Consider the following 19,089-nt stretch of genomic DNA (forward strand, 5'->3'; position numbering starts at 1 on the left):
GCTTTTCCTGAAAATGAAATTCCATAGCCTTTTCATCATGCCGACTCCCTCCCCTCTCTGATTAACTGCTCAACAACTGCGTCGAGTTCATCACTGTCATAGAGCCCAGCAAAATAGCGGCTCACAACGCTGCGTGACGCGCCGGAAACCCTCACTACATCCGCCTGTTTCAGACGGAGGCTGTCCAATTCCTCAAGTTTGCGGATGCGAGAACGCAGAACCGGCAGCCTGTCTTTTATGCCTTTTGCAAGCTTGCTCATTTCAAACTCCGCTCATAGTGAAGAAACGTTTAGCACGAGGGCTTTTTTCAAACACGTCAAAGACGGTCTGGTTAAAATCATCAAAACTAAGCGAGGAGAATTCCGGCGTTTCTTTCACCGCTTTGATAACATCAGTGGGCAAAAACGCCGGGTTCTCGGCTGACAGTCTTTCGAAAATCGCCTTTTTATATTCTTCACTCATGGTCTTTATTTCCTTTTTTCTCTCAGGCGGTAAAACCTGATCTTGTCGTTTTTCAGCACATCATTAAAAAAGCTGTTAGCAGCGCGGAGGGTTTTCAGTACGGACGGAGTACTGTAGTCACCGTCAAGCAGCATATTGCCGAACGAAGCTACAAGATCCGGCTGAGTGATGATCCCTTTAACGAAATTGGCTTTGATTGATGCGTAGAGTTCCGGGGAGTCCTTGAGAAGTGGTTCAAAATAAGAGAGGCGCATATTAAGCACAGCGCTGATGAAGAGCCCTGTTTCCTCTGTTTGCTGTTCGGCTGAGCTCTCGCTGATAACGTACACGCCTATTTTCTTGAGAGTGTCTAATATTACTGTTCTGCGCTCGGCAGGGGGGAGCGGCGCTATAAGCTGGCGCACCTGACGCACGTAGGCGGTTTTATCCTTCAGGGGAGCTTCCGCAAGCTGCTGAGGAGCGTTCATTTCGCCGATGATCAGATCCTCTGCGAAGTCACGGAACTTTTTAGCCCGTTCGCTGCGGATGAAAAAGCCGAGGCGGATGATCCCTCTCTTTGTCCAGAGGGTTTTTTCATGTGCGATACCGCCCCTCGGATTAGCGTTGCAATTTGCAACGCTAATAAAATGCTTTCCTTCGGTAAGTTCGTCGGCATGACGGAGAAGGTGACTTCTTATTGATTCAGGCTTACAACCGAACCCTGCCGCCACGGCTGCCGTGCCCATGAGGTATTCATGCTCTGCGGAAGGCTGAGCAACAAGCTCAGCCCCTTCAAAATGGATTATTTCGGCTTTCATGACTGCACCGCCATAGCAGGGTGCTTGTCATAGAGTTCAAGATCGATAGGAAACTGGAGAAGGTATTCTTTAAAGTCGTTATGCTCAACTTTGAGAGCTTTGATTAACCAGAAAGGATCGAAACCCGCTTGCCTTAATGCAGGACCGGTTTTAATAGGCATAACCCTGTGGACACCGATTGCCTCCTCAACTTCTTCACGAGGGGAATTTGTGGTGATAAAAACATTACCTATTACCATGCATCGTTTATCCTCACGATACTTTTCCCAACACATAACACTGTCGCTTGTTATAAGCTCTTTTATGTGGTTGCGATCTCTTCCAGAACGAGGGAGATCTGGTAAGTAGAATAATGCTATTTCTTTCACCCTGCTTATCCGAAAATAAGCTAATGCATCGTCATCGTAGATCACTGCTTTGCCATAATAAAGATCCGATAAAATACATTCATAAAAGATGCTTTTACCTGAAGACTGAACACCGTGAAAACACAACGCGAGTGGGCAGCGTTTCCGTGTCTGATAAAACACAGCCAGCCAGTTCATAACCCACTGAAAAGAGCTTTCATCACCATTACACAAGTGCATGATAAAGCGGCGGGTTTCAGATGTTTCAAAATTAAAAGGTTTGTCACTGGTGCTTTCTGTGCCTGTACGCTTAGCCATATCCACTTCAAGGGAATACTGCCCTGAACCGGAATGAAGCACATTGATATAGTCCCCGTTAAGTATGCCGAGCCTTTCCGCTTCATCTGCTTCAAGCAGAAGTGTTACTTTTCTTTCAGCCATTTTTTCCATTACGCCACCGCCTGATTATCTGCCTGTGCAATAGCCCTTGCGCTGTAAAGGCTTCCGACCATTACGTCATAAAAACCTGCGTTTTTAAGCTGAACTTTTGCGCTCATCTTTGCGGCCGCCACAGCCTCATCAACTGTGATTTCTCTGTCGCATGTGAGATGCACATCAATCATCCCTGTATCGGGCTTTCCGTCCTGATTCATGCCCGAATATGCAACTCTTACTGTCAACTCAACCATCATAGTTACCTCCGTTTCCCCGTCTTTTATTTGTATGCTCTAAGAGCAGTTGCCTTAAAATCTTCCAGATGCTTTTTAAGAATTACTATCCTGCCGTTTTTTCCCGGCATCTTCATTGAAGCAAGCTCACCAGAAGCCACCCACCGATAAACCGTCTGCTCACTCACGTTAATCTCATAGGCAACATCTTTTATCGTGTACCTCTCGGCTTTACCTTTTATAGGAAGGTGAACCACAGGGGCGGGCTTGCCGGTTTTATAAAGGTTTCCTTCTGATGCCGCTGCGCTGTACATGCCGTTTATAAAATTTCTGATTTCTTGTGCAGGGTTGTAAGACTGTTCTCTCTGCGTTTTTTCAGTCGGTTCTTTTTCGGGCTTTTCGCTCATGGAATAGCTTCCGGTCTTGCGGATAGAAGGAAGTATCTCCATCGTCACCCAGTCCTGAAACCTTTCTGCATCACGAACACGGGAGCGGAGAATCAGGCGGTAAAGATCGGACTCAGGAATGATATTGACAGGCTGACTGCCTGAAACGCTCTGTTTATAGGGGTGGTGTTTCACCACCCCCCTGCAATGTGCTTTTACGGCATTCGTTGTATCCCTGTAGCCTAAAGCCTCAGCAACATCTTTCGCCACGAACCACGGTTCACCGTCTTTAATAATTGTGCGAACCGCCCCGAACTCCCTGTTCTTAAAAACCTGTACAGCATTGCTCATGTTGCCTTCTCCCTTGTTCATCAGAGATTTGCTCTTGATATAAACTCATCAAGATAGTCAGCACGCAGAATTAAAGCGTCTCTGGTCAGTTTCTCTGCTCTTACAGAGGGGATATTGCTTACAGCAAAATTTTTGTAAGAGAGATCAGCAGGTTCAAAGTCAGTATCATTCACAAAACCAAGATGTTCTCTCCAGAGAAACTTACCCCACTTACAGAGAGACTCCTCACTGGGAAGGGCAGGAGAGTACACGACTACAGCTTTCCCTTTGAGAACATCCAAGAAATCACGGCTAAGATTCTTTGCAATCACATCAATAGCATAACCGTCCTTGCGTGCCGTCACGGTGTCAAAAGCCTTGATATAAGGCATTATTTCAAAAACGTTCACTCGCCATGCCCTTTTAGCCATTTTCTTTTCCTCCTGCTCTCCCCTTTTACTGCGGAGCATCCTGACTGCTCCCCCTGTGCATAGAGGAGGGTCTGAGTTAAGGTATAAAGAGATTGCCCTTAACCCCCGCCTCTGCTATTCTTGGCTGATGTTAACAACGTTGTTAACATCTACAGTGAGATTATCACTTACTAATATTAGTGTCAAATAAAATATTGGTGAATAATACAATGAGCCACGGAGAAAGGATTAAAAATATTCGTAAAATATTGAAACTAAACCAGAAAGATTTTTCTGATAAAATAGGAATAAACCAAAGTACCTTGTCTCAATATGAGAGCGGAACAATAAACCCAAGCAAAGCTGTATTAATATCAATATCTAACTCATTTGGAGTGAGCATAGAATGGCTACTAACCGGAGAAGGGGAAATGCTCGCTGCGTTCGCAGGGAAGAACTATCAGAACATAGGGGATGGGAACTCGATCACTGTCATTGATGACGTATACAAAAGCAAAATAAACATCAACGACAGATTCAACAGCCTTTCACCCGAAGCACAGGAAGTTATTAATCTGCTTATGGAATTTCCCATACCAAGCATCATAAGCGAGCTTAAAGAAAAGCTCATGAAATATAAAAATATCACATAACCCCTTTTTCCATTGTAAACCCCTAAACGCCTTGTTAAAATCATAAAAAAACAGGGGGTCACAATGCTTGTAAAATGTAAAACATGCGGACACGAAATATCTCATAACGCAAAAACTTGCCCTAATTGCGGTGAAAAACACCCAGTCCCGATTCCTAAAGGATGCTTACAAATAATATTAGCAATAATAATAATTATGGGATTGATCGGTTTTTGTTCTTCTGATGACAAGGTTGGATATACCAAAGGAACTGTTCAAGACTATTCGGAAATGCTGATAGATGATGTAAGTATACCAAACAGGAAACGAGCGAAAGTATTTATATATTCAAAGGCAAACACTCTCGAAGATAGGGCAGCAACTGTCATTGATGCCGCAATTAAGTATCAAAACGAATATGGTTTTGACACCGTTAGCATAATAATGAGATGCGAGAATGTGCTTGAGTCGGGAACATGTGCTTATGCTAATTATACACCAGATAGAAAAGGAAATTCAGGAGAAGACAAGAGTGAAAAATGGGTTGTTCAGTCAAGCGCAGAGATACCAAGCGAATTACAAGAGCAAACATCAAAACTCTGGTATCAAAACAGAGATAGATTCATCGAATCAAAACTTATTACCTTCCCAAACGGTAATTCGTTTATGGATGATAATCATTTAAACGAAGATGCCTTGAAAAATTTTATTGCAAATAGATTAGAAGTAAATAAAGAACAACTATCTATGGCGTACTATTCACTTGAAACTGTATACGAACAGTAATCTCACTTCTTTATCGTCCAAATTTTCACCTTTTTCTTTGCTCCGGCGGAAGCTTTCTCAGCACGCCGGAGAAAACGCTCCTCATCATCGGCGAGTATCAGAAGTATGCCGGGGTTTCTTCCGGTTATCTCAGCATAATATAGCGACTGCCCTACAGCCTCAGCCCATTTCTTACCAAAATCAACCTCAACAGCATAATCACTCAAAAGACAATCAACCCTCGTACTGTCCGGCAGAACATATTCCACCTGCCCACCCATCTTATCACACCAATACCGCTGAAAATCTTTCTCACTTTTTAACTCAAGAGGTTTTGCACATGCCGATAATATAATAATGAGCAAGAGTATAAAAAAACGTTTCATTACATCACCTTATAATTCACAAACGGGGGATTAAATGCCTAAATTCAGCAACTCAGGAGAAAACAACACCATAACCTATATTAAAAATCTTACCAACTGTACAGTACACATCCACGGCCGCGCACACATCACAGTAACAGATCACGATTCTGAGCAAATGCGCCAACTCATAAGAGCCAAAATCAGAGAGATAGGACGCTCCGAATACTGGCTTCAGGAGATGTATTTTGAGGCTCACGGGGAACGCATTGCACATATCGACTTCGCAGAACCGGAAGCTCTCCGCAAGCTTGCGGAGTTCGCATCTTCTTTCAGTATTAAAACATAATTATTCAGAAAAATCATGAGATCTTACACTATACAATACTGGATAGCGGGCATAAAAAAATTCATTCGGACTCAAAACGGGCGCAAAAAACGGGCATAAACGAAATGGTTAATTTTTCTTTTATAACAGTTGTTTTCATTGTTTTTTAGATTTAAAACGGGCGGTTTAAAAACCTTCAAAAACAGATTTGATTATAAAATTAGATCAAATATATAAATGCTTTAATAAAAACAATACTTCAATATCGGGCAATTAGTCAAATAATAAAAATTTTTTCTACAAATATATAAGAAAGAAACTTTTTATTAACCGCCCAAAAAACCCCTCGCTTCAAGTAACTGATAAATAACAAAAACGTCCCGACAGGGAAAAACGAGCAGAATCTTTAAAAATCATTGAATATCAGCAGGTTCCGAATGTTGTTTTTTGCGCCCGAAGTTTTGTCCCGTTTTATGCCCGCTTGCCTCTGATGAAGAAGTGAAGAAAGCGCGTTTTCTGGAGTAAAACACCCTGACAAAACATTAATAAAAACGAGAAAGCTTGCTTCCGCAAGGGCAAGACGAGTTAATTTGAACCGCCTTCACAATCCTTCCCATGGAAGACGAAACACGCATAATTAATAAAAACATTGATATACAAACAGTTTAGTCATTGCATTGCATTTTTTCTGCAAAAAAAACATGCCCCTTGGGAACTAAGCGCTGCGCACAGGGCTTTTGCGCCGGGAGAACCTATAAAAAAAAGGTGGGCAAGAATAGCGCGCCCCCTTGCGGTTTAAAAACTCTGTTGTGTTTTATTTTTTCGTATTTTTCGCGCGAGCTTCCCTTCAACACCACCACCGCGCAAGCAGAGCCGGAAGAAAGGTAAACGGGAATAAAAAACATAGCGCCCGAAACTTCTTCGGGGGACAAACACAAGAAAGGCTTTCTGATGGGAAGAAGGTTGCGCCGCCATGCGCGTCGATGACGAACAACTTATCTCAGATATCCGACTCCGTCCGACTCAACGGCTTAATAAGCAAGCGGCGCCCTAATCTGATGAATCCTCATCGGGGTGGCGGTTGCCGGTTATCGTTGCCCTGAAGCGCCGGGCAGCCGACTTTGCTTTGAGCTTCCTGGCCGGTTTATCTGTGTACATAATATTAGCTTGCTGTGCGGCGTGTTGAAGTCGCTGATCGCGCACGTGGGCGTATTTCTGCGTTACCTGAATACTGCTGTGTGTGAGCATCTTGCTCACTACATCGATCTGAACACCGGACTCCACGAGAAACGTGGCATATGTATGCCGCAGGTCGTGAAAACGCACATGAGGGCGAATCCCCGCGAGCTTCTTGGCTTTATCCCATAGTGTTCTTATGTCCTGCCGCTGTCCTTCTGTATAACGCGAGGGGAACACATATTCGCTTTTGACAGGGATTCTGTCTAACAATCTGATAGCTGATTCCGGAACCAACAATGTTTTTGCCTTCTTGTTTTTGGTTTTCTTGAGCCTGATCATACATCTGTCGCGATCTATATCATCCCACTTCATTCTGAAAATACTTGAGACTCTCAACCCGGTAAACAAGGCAAATAATATCAGTTCTCCCCCGTTGTCCCTGAATGCGTACTCATTGCACACCTTGACTAAGGCGGCAGCTTCAACGGCAGTCAGAGCCTCGACGATAGTATTGTCCGGAGTGCTGAGTTTTATCCGTCCCGCCGGGTTGTTTTCATTATAAATCTTTATATCAGCCAGATAATTAAAGAGCCGCTTAACAACCTGTAGGTATTGTCTGACAGTAGCCGGAGACAAATTCACCGACTCTTTTTCAGAGGTCAGCTTATTTACTTTAATAACCTTTTTAAGCTTTATTTTTGAAATGTAGTCTTCGATGTGAGTCGGAGTTATAGCTGTTATCAGCTGCTCACCATAATCTTTTTTGAAAACCTGAAGGCGCAATTTATCATCATTCCATGATGCGGGTTTTTCCGCCTCTGCCCATGTCAAATAACGGGAGATAGCTTCATTTATGGTGATTGCCTTCTGTTCCTCCGTTGCTTCATCAAGCAACTTTTTACTCCTGATTCTTGCCGCAACAGCGACAGAAAACTGGTCCGAAAGCCACCCTACTTTCTCTTGCTTCTGCTTACCGTTCTTATAATATTTAATATAGAAACAGCGGTCAGGTTTGCCTTTGTACCGTTTTGACTCTGACTCGTAGTAATAAACACCAGAAGCACTGGTCTTTGTTAACTTCATAATTTTTCTCTTTTTACACTTGTTTTACACTTACAGAGATAGAAAAGAGTATAGAAATATATAAAAACGAGCGCAAGCATAAAAGAAATAAACACATATCCATTAGGCTTTTTAGTAAAAAATAGAATTATGGAGAAGATTGTTTTAAGGTTATGTGCCGTACTCAAAATCCGCCGGTGGCAACATCGTGGGGGTTCGAGTCCCCCTTTCGGCACTCTTTATTATCAACTGCTTACGTGATTTAGCACGCTAAATAAAAATCCCATTTTTACACTTTTCTAACGTTTTTTCTAACGCCTGTAGTCAGTGAATGACTACAGGAACAATTCCTGTTTACTCACAGAGCGATAGATATTAGAATCAATAAAACATCATTGACGGAGCAACCATGCCTGAAAATCAGAATACCGAATATAAAGAAAGCTGGAATGATGACCATCTGAAACAGCTTTGCAGTTTTGCAAATGCACAGGGCGGCGTTCTTTATGTCGGTATTAATGATGACGGACAGGTTGTCGGCGTTAGTAACTATAAAAAACTTGCTGACGATCTGCCGAATAAGATTCAAAGCAAGCTTGGCATATTCCCTGAAATCAGCCTGAAAGAGCAGGACTGTAAGCATTTTCTTGAAATACATATCAGACCTTCTTCAATGGCAATCTCTTTAAGCGGCAGATATTACCAGCGCACCGGAAGCACCACAAAAGAGGTTGTGGGCAAAGCCCTGACTGAATTTCTGCTCTGCAAATCCGGCATGTCTTGGGGTGATGTCATAGAAGAAGATGCCACCTTTGATGACATCGACAATGAAAGTGTTGCCGTGTATCTCAATGACGCAGAGCGCTCAGGGCGCATCCCTGACGCAAAGAATCTGTCTGTTCATGAACTGCTTGATAAGCTGAACCTAACCAAAAACGGCAGACTGAAAAGAGCCGCCATAATTCTTTTCGGCAAAAATCCCGAAAAGTTCTACCGCCACACATATGTAAAAGTCGGACGGTTTGTCGGCGGAGAAATTTCCCCTAAGTTCCATGAAATAATCGAAGGCAACATAATCAGCTTACAGAAAAGAGTTTTTGAGATAATTGAAACCAAATTCATAATAAAGAACATATCCTTTGAGGGCGTGAACCGCATAGAAACACCTGAATACCCCTTCCCTGCCCTTCGGGAAGCGATCTTGAACGCCTTGATTCATCGTGATTACATGGGCAACATGACGCAGATTAAAATATATGACGACCGCCTGCAAATCTGGAATGACGGCTCACTTGTGGAAGGCTTGACCGTTGAAATGCTAAAGCAGAACCACCCTTCCAGACCGAGAAACAGGCTCATTGCCGATGCCTGCCTGAAGGGAGGCTACATTGAAGCATGGGGAACAGGAATACCGAAAATCATTGATACCTGCAAATCCGCAGGTTTGCCTGAACCTGAAATCTGTGAAGCCTTCGGCGGCTTTCAGATAACCATCTTCAAAGACAGATACAACGAAGCCTCGCTCCGAAAAATGGGCTTAAACGAACGGCAGATCAAAGCCGTTCTCTATGTAAAGGAAAACGGCTCAATCACCAATTCGGAGTATCAGAAGCTGAATGACGTGGGCAAGACAACAGCCACAGAAGAACTTGGCAATCTAGCAGACAAAGATTTACTGTTCCATTCAGGAACTGGGCGAGGCAGCAATTATACTTTAAAATAATCGGCCGCTAATTGGCCGAATTGGCCAGTAATTGACCGCTAATTGGATGATACATTAAGTCAACAGCCTATTATCTCATTGACGGATAAATGGCGATGATGACAGATAGATGACGTACAACATAGTTATACAATATCGTAACCAACCAATTAAACTGTTAATATTAAACAAATTGTCGAAATAGAATACGCAACTGAAAATTTAAAATTATTAAGCCTAAAAACTGATTTTAAAGTAACATAATGGTGAGCAAGACATATCATAACGAAAAAAAATGCTAAATAATCGTATACATTTAATCTTCCAGATAAAGTTCCTAAACCTCTGGTGTAAAATTGCATGAGAACCATCGAAACAAAAAAGGCAGATAGCACGTTTGCAAATCCAAGCATTCCAAGATTAAATTTTGATTTAAAGAAATATTTGAAGGGAATGCATAAGAGAACCATTAGAAACAAATACCTGGCTAACATATGTATATATAGGGCAAATCCACTTGATAATATCATTGTAATTATTTCTTGCTCAGATGCCATAAATAAATGAGCAAAATTGGTTATAAGAGATACTATAAAAATTGAAGATAAAACCAAAAACAGTAATATCAAGTTGGCATGCCATTGTTTATTTGAAACATGCAACTTATGAAGTTTAGATGGATTAATAACTACATATTTTAACGCAAGCAAAAAATTATTAATAAAATTATTTACATCTCTTTTATTCAAAAATGACTCACATCCTAATTCTTTTTGAGAACTAGTATTTAATGAAGAGATCGATTTTCTATTTGGTTTTATAGAGACAATAAGACCATCTAAAACAATTTGATATTCATTGGAAGCTTCATAGAATTTATTGAACTCATCGATATATGATGAAATGATTGCAAATCCTCTGGTGACAGCATTGGAAGGGTTTCCAGATTTAGGTTCATCATATTCTTTATTATTTATGGCTGAAGATTTTACTGTATCATAAAACATCTTCTGAGACACCCTTACAATATTACCTGATTTTTCATATATATCAATAAGTTTACTTATCCTCGCCAAGGCGACAACAGCTTCAGGATGTTTTTCAGTAACAAAAGATTTAAATGAAATAAGGTATTTGATAATTGTCGTTTTTTCATATTCAGAAAAACTACACTCACTTTTTTTCCTTTTAGTCATGATGTACTTGCCTCCTTTTTGCATAAGAAAGTAACTATGTTATTTTTATTAATTATTTCTGATAAAGACAAGAAAAATAAGGAGAAAAATATGCAAAAATATTTAGACATCGATGAAACGGCAGAATTCCTGAAAATCAAAAAGGCAACAATCTATCAGATGACGCACATGCAACAGATTCCGCATATCAAACTAGGCGGAAAGCTTCTGTTCGATCCTAATGATCTTGAGAAATGGTTAGAAGGAAAAAAAGTCAATGTGAGGAGACACCAATGAGCCTCATGCGTCCGGTATCCGTTGCTAATGCAATCAACTATTACTATGAGGACGATCCTATCTTCTCAAAAGATGAAAGAAGCAACTCAGAATGGCTGGGCAGAAGCAGCAAGATCCTGAAATTAAGCGGCGAAATCAGAAAACAGGAGTTTGCAAATATACTTCATGGACTGCACCCGATGAGCAAAGAAGAGCTTATTCAGCGTGGAGTAAACAGCCAGCACCGTGCGGGGATGGATTTTGTTTTCTCCGCTCCGAAATCTGTTTCTATACATGGCATCTATCTTCAGGAAAGAGGGGTTACCGAAGCCCACAACAAGGCTGTAAAAGAAGCGGTAACATATATGGAATCTATTGTCACATACCGCTCCACAGAAGACGGGCAGACAACATACGAGAAATCCGGCAATATAGTTGCTGCCGCTTTCCATCACTCCACATCAAGAGCAAACGACCCGCAGCTGCATACCCATGTTGTTGTGGCAAATATGACGCATACTAATGACGGCTGGCGGGCAATCACTAACGAATCATTATTCCTGCAACAAAACAACATTAATCAGGTCTATCAGAACTATCTGGCACATTATCTTATGGAGGCAGGCTACTCCATTGAACGCAAAAACGGTTCATTTGAAATAGCCGGATACAAAGATGAATGGATAAAGGAGTTTTCCAAACGTTCAGAAGAAGTTACTAAATATCTTACAGACAATCTTGAAACGCTGAAGCAGCAATACCCCAATGCCTCCCATGAAGAGCTGGTGGACATCGCAAGGCTAGCGAGCAGAGATTCAAAAGATCATCAGGTAACAGCCGAGGAACTCCATAAAAACTGGGAATCGAGAGTTTCCAAAGACTTGATAATCGAACACACCAATAGGAAGGAGCAGCAGCACTTTAAGGATTTTGATTTGGAGAAGGCTGCGGTATTGGTTACCGAATCCCAATCGCTTTTCAGCAAAGATCAACTTGCCCTTGAATACCTGAAGCTCAATATAGGCACTAAAACCATTGATGACTTTAACAAAGAATTCAGAAAAATGCAGTCTGAAAATGTGATTGTATCTGTCGGAGCAGTAAATACCCGAATCGGCACGAAATCCATCAGTCTTGAAACCCAACTATATACCACATCGGAAGTCCTTGAGCTTGAAAGAACGATCATGAACAGGCTGGGAAATCAACAACACCAACAGCCCCTGTCCGGTCAAACCGTTATTGATAAATATCTGGGAAACAGCTCTCTGACCAGCGGCCAAAATGACCTGATTAAAAGTGTTCTCACTTCAGATAAACAATTCATTTTCGTTCAGGGTGATGCAGGAACGGGAAAAACCTTTGCTCTGGAAAAGCTTGCTGACATTCTGCGTGAGGAATCGCCATCAACGAATATAATAGGTGCAGGTTACACAGGAAAAGCCGCTGCCGAAATAGAATCCAAAACGTCAGGCAAAATTAAGGCGCATACTCTTCACAGCCTTTTGAACAACTCTGATGCGCATATCACAACAAAAGACACCCTTTTGATTGTGGATGAAGCGTCCATGATAAGCTCCAAACAGTTCAGCAGCATTATTAACTTAGCCGAAGCGACTGATGCTAAGATCGTCTTTATCGGCGATACAAAACAGCTTCAGCCAGTGCAGGCGGGGCAGATTTTTAAAGATGCCGTTGAGCGGTTCGGCGCAGACGCTGTTATGACGGAAAATATGCGCCAGAAGACAGAAATAGCCCAGCAGGCAGTTGAATATGTTAAGCAATATGCCGAAGGGTTGAATGATGAAGGAATAAAGGATGTAATCGACTCTCTGAAATCGGCTTCAAAAATATATGAAGACGCTTCCTTCAGCAAAGCTATCGAAAAAGCTGCGGAGGACTACATAAAAAGCACTGAGGAAGGCAAATATCCCCTTCTCATCACCCACAGAAACGAGATCAAAGATATTCTTAACTCACAAATCAGAAATGAAATATTGCCGCCTGATGCGCAGCACTTTGAGCTGAATGTCAGAGAACAGTTAAATATCAACAGGACTGACAAATTCAGCTCTCACAGCTATCAGGAAGGACAGCCTGTCTTTATCAATTCTTCAACAGAAAACCTCAGAGCCGGTTCCGAATGGAAAATTGCATCTATTGACCATGAAAATAATTCCTTAAGCCTTACCAACTCAAAAGGATTCAATGCCGAAATAGATTTGCATGAACACGGACAGAGCATTTCCGCCTTCAGCGAGCAGACAAAGGAGTTCGCCGCCGGAGACAGAATAGTCTTTGAAAAGAATGACCATCTTCTGGGCGTAAAAAACGGTCAGACAGGCCGCATTGACAGCTTTGAAAACGGTATACTCACCGTCACGAAGGACAGCTGCGAAAGCATCAGCTTCAAACCTGAAACATACAACTATTTGGATCACGGATATGCGCTGACCGTCCATAAGGCGCAGGGGCAGACCTGCGATACGGTTCAGTACATCACAGAGGGCAACGACAGGATGATTAATACAGAAGGCTTCTACGTTGCCATGACCAGAGCCAAAGACGACATCCGCATATACACCGACAATGCTGATAAGCTCGCCGAACGTGCGGAGCTTCATGAGAACGAACACTCACTCCACAAAATGCTGGATAACGACAAATCGCAAGCACATGAAAACACCGCTCAGATGGAAATCTGACTCGGATAAGGGGGATACTCCACGCAACCATGTTGCATTGAGAAGTTAGGATAAATGCTGATACATTAAAGATTTATATAGAGAGTTCTGCCATGCGGAATGCATTGCAGAAGATGCGCTTAATAAGCTGAAAGTCTGGCCAGACAATGCACTAATAACGCACAACAAAAACAATACGGAGGACATACGATGAAAAATGTCACTTTCAGAATTTCCTTTCAGGATTTTGCTGCTCTGAAAGACTTTGCTGAGTCAAGAAATATGACCGTCAGCGAAGCTATGAGAGAGCTGATCCGAAGCATCGGAAAACAGAAGGCATTTGAAGCCAGACTAATTGAATTTATGAAGAAGATTGAGTCTGAGCTTGGAGCCGGAAACGGCGATAATGACGCCGTCAGAAGACTTACTGATGAAATGGTGAATATCAATAAAGGCTTGTCAATTCTGCTGAACAGGCATGGGCGCAATGAGTGGGAAGATATGAATAAGCTGAAAAAGGCTCTATATCTTCTTGCAGGTTCAAACCCTCATGCAGCTAAAGAAATCAAAGCAGTCTTTGAGAATTAGGAGATAATTATGTCAAATGGTAAAACATATACAGGGTTTGAGGCTTGGAAATATAACCTGAAAATGTCACTGAGAATGAGGCTGTTCATACTTTTAGCCCTGACGGCTATTTATCTGGGATTTATAGCCGCATATATTCTGCTGAAATATGATGCGGAAGAAATTAAAATTTTAGCAAAATGGGCGGCATCAGCATTTTGGGCGCATTTTCTTCCCAAATACCCGTTTAACATTGTCCATGAAGGTGAAATACTCAAAGTGACAGCAGCAAGATATTACGAAATATTCTATGAAATAGGCACGGAGCATATAAACATGCTGAAGACATTTGCTGTCAGGTCTTTGCTGGTTTATCTGGGCTATTTTCCGGCAATATGGTTCTTTAAAAAGAAGGCAAATGAGCATTCCGCTGAGGATTTCAGGAGGGGAACTGAAATACTCACGCCAAAACAGCTTAATAAACTGACAAAGAAGGAAAAGTGCTATTTGAAAATCGGTGAAGTCAACATGCCCGTTTCCGCCGAAAACAAGCATTGCTTCATAGTCGGCCGCCCCGGTACTGGCAAAACTGTTCTGACCAGCGCACTGATTGAGCAAATAAGAGCCAGAGGCGATAAGGCGGTCATCTATGACTTCAAAGGTGATTATGTCAGCAGATTTTATGATCCGGAAAAAGATTTGCTGTTCAATCCACTGGACAGCCGCTCTGTCAGTTGGAATATTTTTGCTGATATGCACACTCCGATGGATATAATATCCATGACATCATCGCTGATACCGGAGCTTCCACACACTTCGCAGCCTTTCTTCAATCTTGCCGCCAGAGATGTGCTCAACGGGGCATTCAGCTATCTTTACAGCACAAACAGGAAAAGTTATGCCGCTCTTTGGGAGATTATCAGCAAAGCTCCTGAAGAACTTTCTGAAATTCTCAAAAATACCAAAGGCGGAACTGCCGGAGCAATACACATCGCTGATCCGGCAAATAAGCAGACAGGCTCTGTTATGTCAACCCTGCACCTGTATTCAAAGATCTTTGAGTATATGCAGGACAGCGAGAACGGTTTCAGCATCGGTGACTGGATAAAAAACGGTTCGGGGATACTCTTCATATCCAACTATGCAGAGCTGAAGGAGACACTGCGCCCTATTCTGACTGTGTTTATAGACACTATCGCCAGAAACCTGCTAGCACAGCCGGAGAACACAGCCAACAGGCTTTTCCTGATGATTGATGAATTCGGCACGCTCCAGAAAATGCAGAAGATTATTGAACTGCTGAATCTCTCACGAAGTAAAGGCGGTGCGGTGTTTCTCGGCATTCAGGATATTGGTCAGATAGACAATATTTACGGCAAAGAGTTGAGAAGCAGTATAATCAATGCTTGCAGCACAAATGTCATTTTCGGGGTAAACGACCCTGACACGGCGGATTTCCTCAGCAGGAAAATAGGCGACAGGGAATATAAAACTCCATATTCCGGCTTTACGGTCGGATCTGCCGATGAAAGAAACGCTCTCTCCCTGAACAAACAGAGAGTCAAAGAGCCGCTGATGATTTCCTCAGAAATAATGCAGCTGCCTGATTTAAAATGCTTTGTCCGCTTCCCTAACTTTTCCGGCAGCGTAACTAGCCTGAAGCCTAAATCATACATGGAGCTTCAGCCCAGCTTCCTCATGCGTCCGGATTTGTCTCTGGACAACATCTTTCTGGAATGCAGGGAAATTCTGAGCGAATTGAACCTAAAAGCACGGGAAGGAAAGGGAGCTGTTGAGATAGAGAAATTCTAACAAAAACATTCGGTTTAGGGCAGAAATGCCCTAAACCTCTATGAATACAGTTCTATTCAAATAGTATCACAACATATTTTCGTTAAAGTAATCCGTATCGATTTCTTTGATTTCGTATGTATCCTTCACCGATACACCTATATTATGCTTTACCATCAACTCCGCCAGTTTGCGCCCGTCAATGAGGACGACTTTTCTTTCAAGATTTTCGGCATATCTGACAGCCTCTGCACTGAACTCTGAAGTAGTTATAAACACTCCCTTGTGCGCTTTTTTGCCAAGCAATGCTCCGGCAAACTTCTGGATTTCAGGTCTCCCCACCTTACCTTCCCATTTTTTTGCCTGAATATAAATTTCGTCCAAACCAAGAATGTCTTCCTTGATAATTCCGTCTATGCCTTCATCACCGGAGCGTCCGATTGCACGTCCGGCATCTTCCACAGAGCCGCCGTAGCCAAGCCCCAATAGGACATCAACAACAAGCTGCTCAAAGAATGATGGAGTACATTTTGAAATCTGCTCCTGAATGTCGGAAATGAGTGTGTTTTTCAAATCCTTATATGCGCTCTGGAACTGCTCCGAAGGTGTGAAGGATGCGTCATCTTCTCCAATCTCCTGGACATCATTCTTTTTTGAAGGTGAAACAAATTCGGCAAACTCAGAAAATTTCATCAGATATTCTTTGCTGATATATCCCTTCTGCTCTTTAAGGGTTCTTATGCCTCGGTCAGTTATCCTGAAGTATCCTCTTCTGGTAACTTCAATCAGCTTCGCTTTTGAGAGATATGTCTTTGCCCATTGCGCTCTGTGGTAAAAAATCGGAATTTTATTGCTTGGGAGAGTAAGAGTCAAGTCGGCTTCAGACAGAGAAAAATATGCGGAGAGTTCCGGCAGGAGTTCTTTGACGGTATGTTCCTGCCTGTCTTCAATAAGTTTTAACAGCGGATACATTATTTTGTCATATGATGGTACGCTCATCACTCCTCCTTGTTTTCTATCCTTTTGAGCATCCTGTCAAAATCGCTCTCGAATAAGCGATCCTGAATAATGCGGTATTTTTCAAATTCACTTTCGGCGTGTTCTTTGGCAATCTGAGCGGTTATCTTTCCCGAATCCTGCAAGACTGCACGGTCGTCAAACTCCAAAAACATATCTAGCCGCTTTGCCCAGTCTTCCATTGTCATGGGAATTTTGCGCCTCGCTCTTTCCTCTGCCAAGTCAAGATAGGCGTTCACGATTCTGCCCAGTGACTGAAGTTCGTCTTTGGTGAGATAGTTTTTTGCTGTCGATACATCAGATTTGACTATTTTTCCGTCAGGTGCTTTTTCCCAAGTGGTCAGCCCCATGTGTTCTTTGGTGCTGTCTGCCCTGTTCATGATTAATTCCGCCGCCGTGCTGCCGTGCACTGCGTAATGAAGCTTATTCTGCACCTTTGCGAAAAAGGTTTTGGTGGTGGGTGCGTCTTTGTTGTAATCAACGCTGGTTGCGTATATATCGGTCATTTTCTGGTAAAAGCGCCTCTCACTAAGGCGTATTTCCCTGATTTCCTCAAGCAGACGCTCAAAGTAATCTTCCCCCAGAAAGCTGCCGTTTTCCAGTCGTTTTTTATCAAGGACATAGCCCTTTATGGCAAATTCTTTCAGAACGCCCGTTGCCCATTGGCGGAACTGCGTAGCCCGAACAGAATTTACCCTGTAGCCGACAGAGATTATTGCATCAAGGTTATAAAATTCAACTTGTCTGGCAACGTTTCTGCTGCCTTCTGTTTGAACTATTCGAAATTTTCGAACAGTTGCTTCAGGGCTGATTTCTCCACTCTCAAAAATCTCTTTGAGATGATAGTTTATGGTGTTGATCCCCACATCAAAAAGCTGTCCCATCAGTTTCTGCGACAGCCATATTGTTTCATCCTCATATCTGGCTTCAATGCTCTGTTCGCCTGATTGTCCGGTGAATATCAAAAATTCTGCTGTGCTGTTGCGGATTAGCTTTCTATCTGGCATTAGGGTTCCTTGTCTTAGATTGAAAGCAAGAACTCCGCTTGAGTATATCATGTCTATCCCAAACATGTGCTGATGCCGCATCATATAAATTGATCTTAAGTTTACTTCTTCCACCGCATTTTGAGTTGTATGTATTCCTTTCTTCTTCTAATAAAAACACTCTATCAATGATTTTCTTATTGTTTTCATCATCTTTATTTCCATATATGCTAACATAAATATCAGTAACTTTACTTTCTAAGATCGCATTAATTACGTGTTGGTCATTTTCGGAAAAGGACATACCGTAAATAAATAAAGTGCGAGAAATGCTCTTTAAGCTTCTCAAACATTTATGCAGATAGGCATTATGTATTATTTTCTCTAACTTCTGCTCACTGGTGCCTTCAGAAACAAATATAGGGAATTCATTGTTTTGAAGAGACTGCTCTATTTGGTCACGCAAAGCTATACCAGTTCTATTAAAAGTTATCTTTCTTATCCTACTCCCATCATCAAAAAGATGTAAAGCTCCGTGTAAATAATGTACATTACTTTCATGAGAACCTGTCCAGTAAACACAGTCATCATCGTCAGAACCACCAAATCCATCTTGCGGCTTCAGTTCTTGAGAAAATTTCATGAAAGTCCAATAAAGCAAAAGATCATAGTTCAAGGTATAAAATCTTACGAAATGCTCTAAAAAAAATTTACAAGATGAATATTTTAAATCATCTACCGAAACTGATTTATTAGGGTGATTCTTTGTGAGCACTTCAACAAGTTGCTTTTTGAGCCATTCTGCACTATCAGAATAAGTTTTTATATCGTCTTTTTTTTTGGGAAAGAACGCACGAACAACACTTATCGAATCGAGAAGAGTTTTGATAACTAACTCAAAATCAGTGGTGTTTATTACTTCAAAAAGTTTCTTGAGCTCTTTTCTTTCTGAAAAATCAGCAGAATCAAATAAAGCCCTGTAGTTAAAAATCTTGCTACTATAAGCGATGCTAAAGCCATTACCCATTAATAAGCTGCGCCTTTGCCCTTCTGTTGCTTTTAAAGCTTCTTCAAATGTCATCAAGCCAGTTTCAGTCTTTGACATTTTATTCTCCAAATTACTTACTTATATTCTCGACTTATTCAAGAGTACTTTTCAT

The 19,089-nt window shown here is 41.9% G+C and carries 21 protein-coding genes; 8 read left to right on the forward strand and 13 right to left on the reverse strand.

The window, feature by feature from the left end:
- Nucleotides 1-35: 35 nt before the first annotated feature.
- Genes OSQ85_RS08990 through OSQ85_RS09020 form a run of 7 tightly spaced genes read right to left on the reverse strand, consistent with a single transcriptional unit; the run spans nt 36 to nt 3,421 of the window.
- Nucleotides 36-260: a hypothetical protein gene (locus OSQ85_RS08990; RefSeq protein WP_265822564.1), complete on the reverse strand. Its 225-nt coding sequence runs from the start codon at nt 258-260 to the stop codon at nt 36-38.
- 1 nt (nt 261) lies between these two features.
- Nucleotides 262-462, reverse strand: coding sequence for a hypothetical protein (locus OSQ85_RS08995; RefSeq protein WP_265822565.1), 201 nt, complete (start codon nt 460-462; stop codon nt 262-264).
- A gap of 5 nt (nt 463-467) precedes the next feature.
- Nucleotides 468-1,259 (reverse strand): hypothetical protein, encoded by a 792-nt coding sequence (locus tag OSQ85_RS09000; protein WP_265822566.1) that lies wholly within the window; start codon nt 1,257-1,259, stop codon nt 468-470.
- A complete protein-coding gene (locus tag OSQ85_RS09005) occupies nt 1,256-2,056 on the reverse strand; it encodes a DUF5906 domain-containing protein (RefSeq protein WP_265822567.1) in 801 nt (266 codons plus the stop codon). The genes OSQ85_RS09000 and OSQ85_RS09005 overlap by 4 nt, the downstream gene beginning before the upstream one ends.
- Nucleotides 2,056-2,298, reverse strand: coding sequence for a hypothetical protein (locus OSQ85_RS09010; protein WP_265822568.1), 243 nt, complete (start codon nt 2,296-2,298; stop codon nt 2,056-2,058). The genes OSQ85_RS09005 and OSQ85_RS09010 overlap by 1 nt, the downstream gene beginning before the upstream one ends.
- A gap of 23 nt (nt 2,299-2,321) precedes the next feature.
- Nucleotides 2,322-3,011 (reverse strand): BRO family protein, encoded by a 690-nt coding sequence (locus OSQ85_RS09015; protein WP_265822570.1) that lies wholly within the window; start codon nt 3,009-3,011, stop codon nt 2,322-2,324.
- 20 nt (nt 3,012-3,031) lie between these two features.
- The gene (locus tag OSQ85_RS09020) at nt 3,032-3,421 is read right to left on the reverse strand and encodes a hypothetical protein (protein WP_265822571.1); all 390 of its coding nucleotides are present in this window, start codon (nt 3,419-3,421) and stop codon (nt 3,032-3,034) included.
- A 209-nt stretch (nt 3,422-3,630) separates the two neighbouring features.
- Between OSQ85_RS09020 and OSQ85_RS09025 the strand changes: the two genes are divergently transcribed.
- Nucleotides 3,631-4,053 (forward strand): helix-turn-helix domain-containing protein, encoded by a 423-nt coding sequence (locus OSQ85_RS09025; RefSeq protein WP_265822572.1) that lies wholly within the window; start codon nt 3,631-3,633, stop codon nt 4,051-4,053.
- A 63-nt stretch (nt 4,054-4,116) separates the two neighbouring features.
- Nucleotides 4,117-4,818, forward strand: a complete 702-nt coding sequence (locus OSQ85_RS09030) for a DUF4875 domain-containing protein (protein WP_265822573.1) — start codon at nt 4,117-4,119, stop codon at nt 4,816-4,818.
- Between the two features lie 2 nt (nt 4,819-4,820).
- Here OSQ85_RS09030 and OSQ85_RS09035 read toward each other — a convergent pair whose 3' ends face one another.
- On the reverse strand, nt 4,821-5,183 hold the full coding sequence (locus tag OSQ85_RS09035; RefSeq protein WP_265822575.1) for a hypothetical protein: 363 nt from the start codon (nt 5,181-5,183) through the stop codon (nt 4,821-4,823).
- 34 nt (nt 5,184-5,217) lie between these two features.
- Here OSQ85_RS09035 and OSQ85_RS09040 point away from each other — a divergent pair, with 34 nt between their 5' ends.
- Nucleotides 5,218-5,511, forward strand: coding sequence for a hypothetical protein (locus OSQ85_RS09040; RefSeq protein ID WP_265822576.1), 294 nt, complete (start codon nt 5,218-5,220; stop codon nt 5,509-5,511).
- 1,029 nt (nt 5,512-6,540) lie between these two features.
- Here OSQ85_RS09040 and OSQ85_RS09045 read toward each other — a convergent pair.
- Nucleotides 6,541-7,752 carry a tyrosine-type recombinase/integrase gene (locus tag OSQ85_RS09045; RefSeq protein ID WP_265822577.1) on the reverse strand — a complete coding sequence of 404 codons (1,212 nt, stop codon included), beginning with the start codon at nt 7,750-7,752 and terminating at the stop codon, nt 6,541-6,543.
- 388 nt (nt 7,753-8,140) lie between these two features.
- Between OSQ85_RS09045 and OSQ85_RS09050 the strand changes: the two genes are divergently transcribed.
- A complete protein-coding gene (locus OSQ85_RS09050) occupies nt 8,141-9,454 on the forward strand; it encodes an ATP-binding protein (protein ID WP_265822578.1) in 1,314 nt (437 codons plus the stop codon).
- A 149-nt stretch (nt 9,455-9,603) separates the two neighbouring features.
- Here the strand turns inward: OSQ85_RS09050 and OSQ85_RS09055 are convergent, their stop codons facing one another.
- Nucleotides 9,604-10,629 (reverse strand): hypothetical protein, encoded by a 1,026-nt coding sequence (locus tag OSQ85_RS09055; protein WP_265822579.1) that lies wholly within the window; start codon nt 10,627-10,629, stop codon nt 9,604-9,606.
- A 90-nt stretch (nt 10,630-10,719) separates the two neighbouring features.
- On the opposite strand from OSQ85_RS09055, the gene OSQ85_RS09060 reads away from it, so the two are divergent.
- From OSQ85_RS09060 to OSQ85_RS09075, 4 genes are all read left to right on the forward strand, one after another.
- The gene (locus tag OSQ85_RS09060; RefSeq protein WP_265822580.1) at nt 10,720-10,905 is read left to right on the forward strand and encodes a helix-turn-helix domain-containing protein; all 186 of its coding nucleotides are present in this window, start codon (nt 10,720-10,722) and stop codon (nt 10,903-10,905) included.
- Nucleotides 10,902-13,589 carry a MobF family relaxase gene (gene mobF / locus OSQ85_RS09065; RefSeq protein WP_265822581.1) on the forward strand — a complete coding sequence of 896 codons (2,688 nt, stop codon included), beginning with the start codon at nt 10,902-10,904 and terminating at the stop codon, nt 13,587-13,589. Before OSQ85_RS09060 ends, mobF begins: the two co-directional genes overlap by 4 nt.
- Before the next feature lie 189 nt (nt 13,590-13,778).
- Nucleotides 13,779-14,156 carry a hypothetical protein gene (locus OSQ85_RS09070; protein WP_265822582.1) on the forward strand — a complete coding sequence of 126 codons (378 nt, stop codon included), beginning with the start codon at nt 13,779-13,781 and terminating at the stop codon, nt 14,154-14,156.
- A gap of 9 nt (nt 14,157-14,165) precedes the next feature.
- Nucleotides 14,166-15,947 (forward strand): type IV secretion system DNA-binding domain-containing protein, encoded by a 1,782-nt coding sequence (locus OSQ85_RS09075; RefSeq protein WP_265822584.1) that lies wholly within the window; start codon nt 14,166-14,168, stop codon nt 15,945-15,947.
- Between the two features lie 66 nt (nt 15,948-16,013).
- On the opposite strand, the gene OSQ85_RS09080 is transcribed toward OSQ85_RS09075, so the two are convergent.
- Genes OSQ85_RS09080 through OSQ85_RS09090 form a run of 3 tightly spaced genes read right to left on the reverse strand, consistent with a single transcriptional unit; the run spans nt 16,014 to nt 19,034 of the window.
- The gene (locus tag OSQ85_RS09080; RefSeq protein ID WP_265822585.1) at nt 16,014-16,925 is read right to left on the reverse strand and encodes a restriction endonuclease; all 912 of its coding nucleotides are present in this window, start codon (nt 16,923-16,925) and stop codon (nt 16,014-16,016) included.
- Entirely contained in the window at nt 16,925-17,950 is a 1,026-nt protein-coding gene (locus OSQ85_RS09085) for a virulence RhuM family protein (protein WP_265822586.1), read from the reverse strand. Before OSQ85_RS09085 ends, OSQ85_RS09080 begins: the two co-directional genes overlap by 1 nt.
- Complete coding sequence (locus OSQ85_RS09090; protein ID WP_265822587.1) at nt 17,940-19,034, reverse strand: DUF4917 family protein; 1,095 nt, start codon at nt 19,032-19,034, stop codon at nt 17,940-17,942. The genes OSQ85_RS09085 and OSQ85_RS09090 overlap by 11 nt, the downstream gene beginning before the upstream one ends.
- Nucleotides 19,035-19,089: the final 55 nt, after the last annotated feature.

This window comes from Geovibrio ferrireducens (genome assembly GCF_026226615.1).
Lineage (GTDB): Bacteria > Chrysiogenota > Deferribacteres > Deferribacterales > Geovibrionaceae > Geovibrio > Geovibrio ferrireducens.

What these genes read in the sequence shown, in the direction of transcription:
- OSQ85_RS08995 (WP_265822565.1), bottom strand. Translation starts at nt 462, where the DNA reads ATGAGTGAAGAATATAAAAAGGCGATTTTCGAAAGACTGTCAGCCGAG.
- OSQ85_RS09020 (WP_265822571.1), bottom strand. Translation starts at nt 3,421, where the DNA reads ATGGCTAAAAGGGCATGGCGAGTGAACGTTTTTGAAATAATGCCTTAT.
- OSQ85_RS09075 (WP_265822584.1), top strand. Translation starts at nt 14,166, where the DNA reads ATGTCAAATGGTAAAACATATACAGGGTTTGAGGCTTGGAAATATAAC.
- OSQ85_RS09005 (WP_265822567.1), bottom strand. Translation starts at nt 2,056, where the DNA reads ATGGAAAAAATGGCTGAAAGAAAAGTAACACTTCTGCTTGAAGCAGAT.
- OSQ85_RS09060 (WP_265822580.1), top strand. Translation starts at nt 10,720, where the DNA reads ATGCAAAAATATTTAGACATCGATGAAACGGCAGAATTCCTGAAAATC.
- OSQ85_RS09010 (WP_265822568.1), bottom strand. Translation starts at nt 2,298, where the DNA reads ATGATGGTTGAGTTGACAGTAAGAGTTGCATATTCGGGCATGAATCAG.
- OSQ85_RS09030 (WP_265822573.1), top strand. Translation starts at nt 4,117, where the DNA reads ATGCTTGTAAAATGTAAAACATGCGGACACGAAATATCTCATAACGCA.
- OSQ85_RS09025 (WP_265822572.1), top strand. Translation starts at nt 3,631, where the DNA reads ATGAGCCACGGAGAAAGGATTAAAAATATTCGTAAAATATTGAAACTA.
- OSQ85_RS09055 (WP_265822579.1), bottom strand. Translation starts at nt 10,629, where the DNA reads ATGACTAAAAGGAAAAAAAGTGAGTGTAGTTTTTCTGAATATGAAAAA.
- OSQ85_RS09080 (WP_265822585.1), bottom strand. Translation starts at nt 16,925, where the DNA reads ATGAGCGTACCATCATATGACAAAATAATGTATCCGCTGTTAAAACTT.
- OSQ85_RS09035 (WP_265822575.1), bottom strand. Translation starts at nt 5,183, where the DNA reads ATGAAACGTTTTTTTATACTCTTGCTCATTATTATATTATCGGCATGT.
- OSQ85_RS09045 (WP_265822577.1), bottom strand. Translation starts at nt 7,752, where the DNA reads ATGAAGTTAACAAAGACCAGTGCTTCTGGTGTTTATTACTACGAGTCA.
- OSQ85_RS09085 (WP_265822586.1), bottom strand. Translation starts at nt 17,950, where the DNA reads ATGCCAGATAGAAAGCTAATCCGCAACAGCACAGCAGAATTTTTGATA.
- OSQ85_RS09070 (WP_265822582.1), top strand. Translation starts at nt 13,779, where the DNA reads ATGAAAAATGTCACTTTCAGAATTTCCTTTCAGGATTTTGCTGCTCTG.
- OSQ85_RS08990 (WP_265822564.1), bottom strand. Translation starts at nt 260, where the DNA reads ATGAGCAAGCTTGCAAAAGGCATAAAAGACAGGCTGCCGGTTCTGCGT.
- mobF (WP_265822581.1), top strand. Translation starts at nt 10,902, where the DNA reads ATGAGCCTCATGCGTCCGGTATCCGTTGCTAATGCAATCAACTATTAC.
- OSQ85_RS09015 (WP_265822570.1), bottom strand. Translation starts at nt 3,011, where the DNA reads ATGAGCAATGCTGTACAGGTTTTTAAGAACAGGGAGTTCGGGGCGGTT.
- OSQ85_RS09000 (WP_265822566.1), bottom strand. Translation starts at nt 1,259, where the DNA reads ATGAAAGCCGAAATAATCCATTTTGAAGGGGCTGAGCTTGTTGCTCAG.
- OSQ85_RS09090 (WP_265822587.1), bottom strand. Translation starts at nt 19,034, where the DNA reads ATGTCAAAGACTGAAACTGGCTTGATGACATTTGAAGAAGCTTTAAAA.
- OSQ85_RS09040 (WP_265822576.1), top strand. Translation starts at nt 5,218, where the DNA reads ATGCCTAAATTCAGCAACTCAGGAGAAAACAACACCATAACCTATATT.
- OSQ85_RS09050 (WP_265822578.1), top strand. Translation starts at nt 8,141, where the DNA reads ATGCCTGAAAATCAGAATACCGAATATAAAGAAAGCTGGAATGATGAC.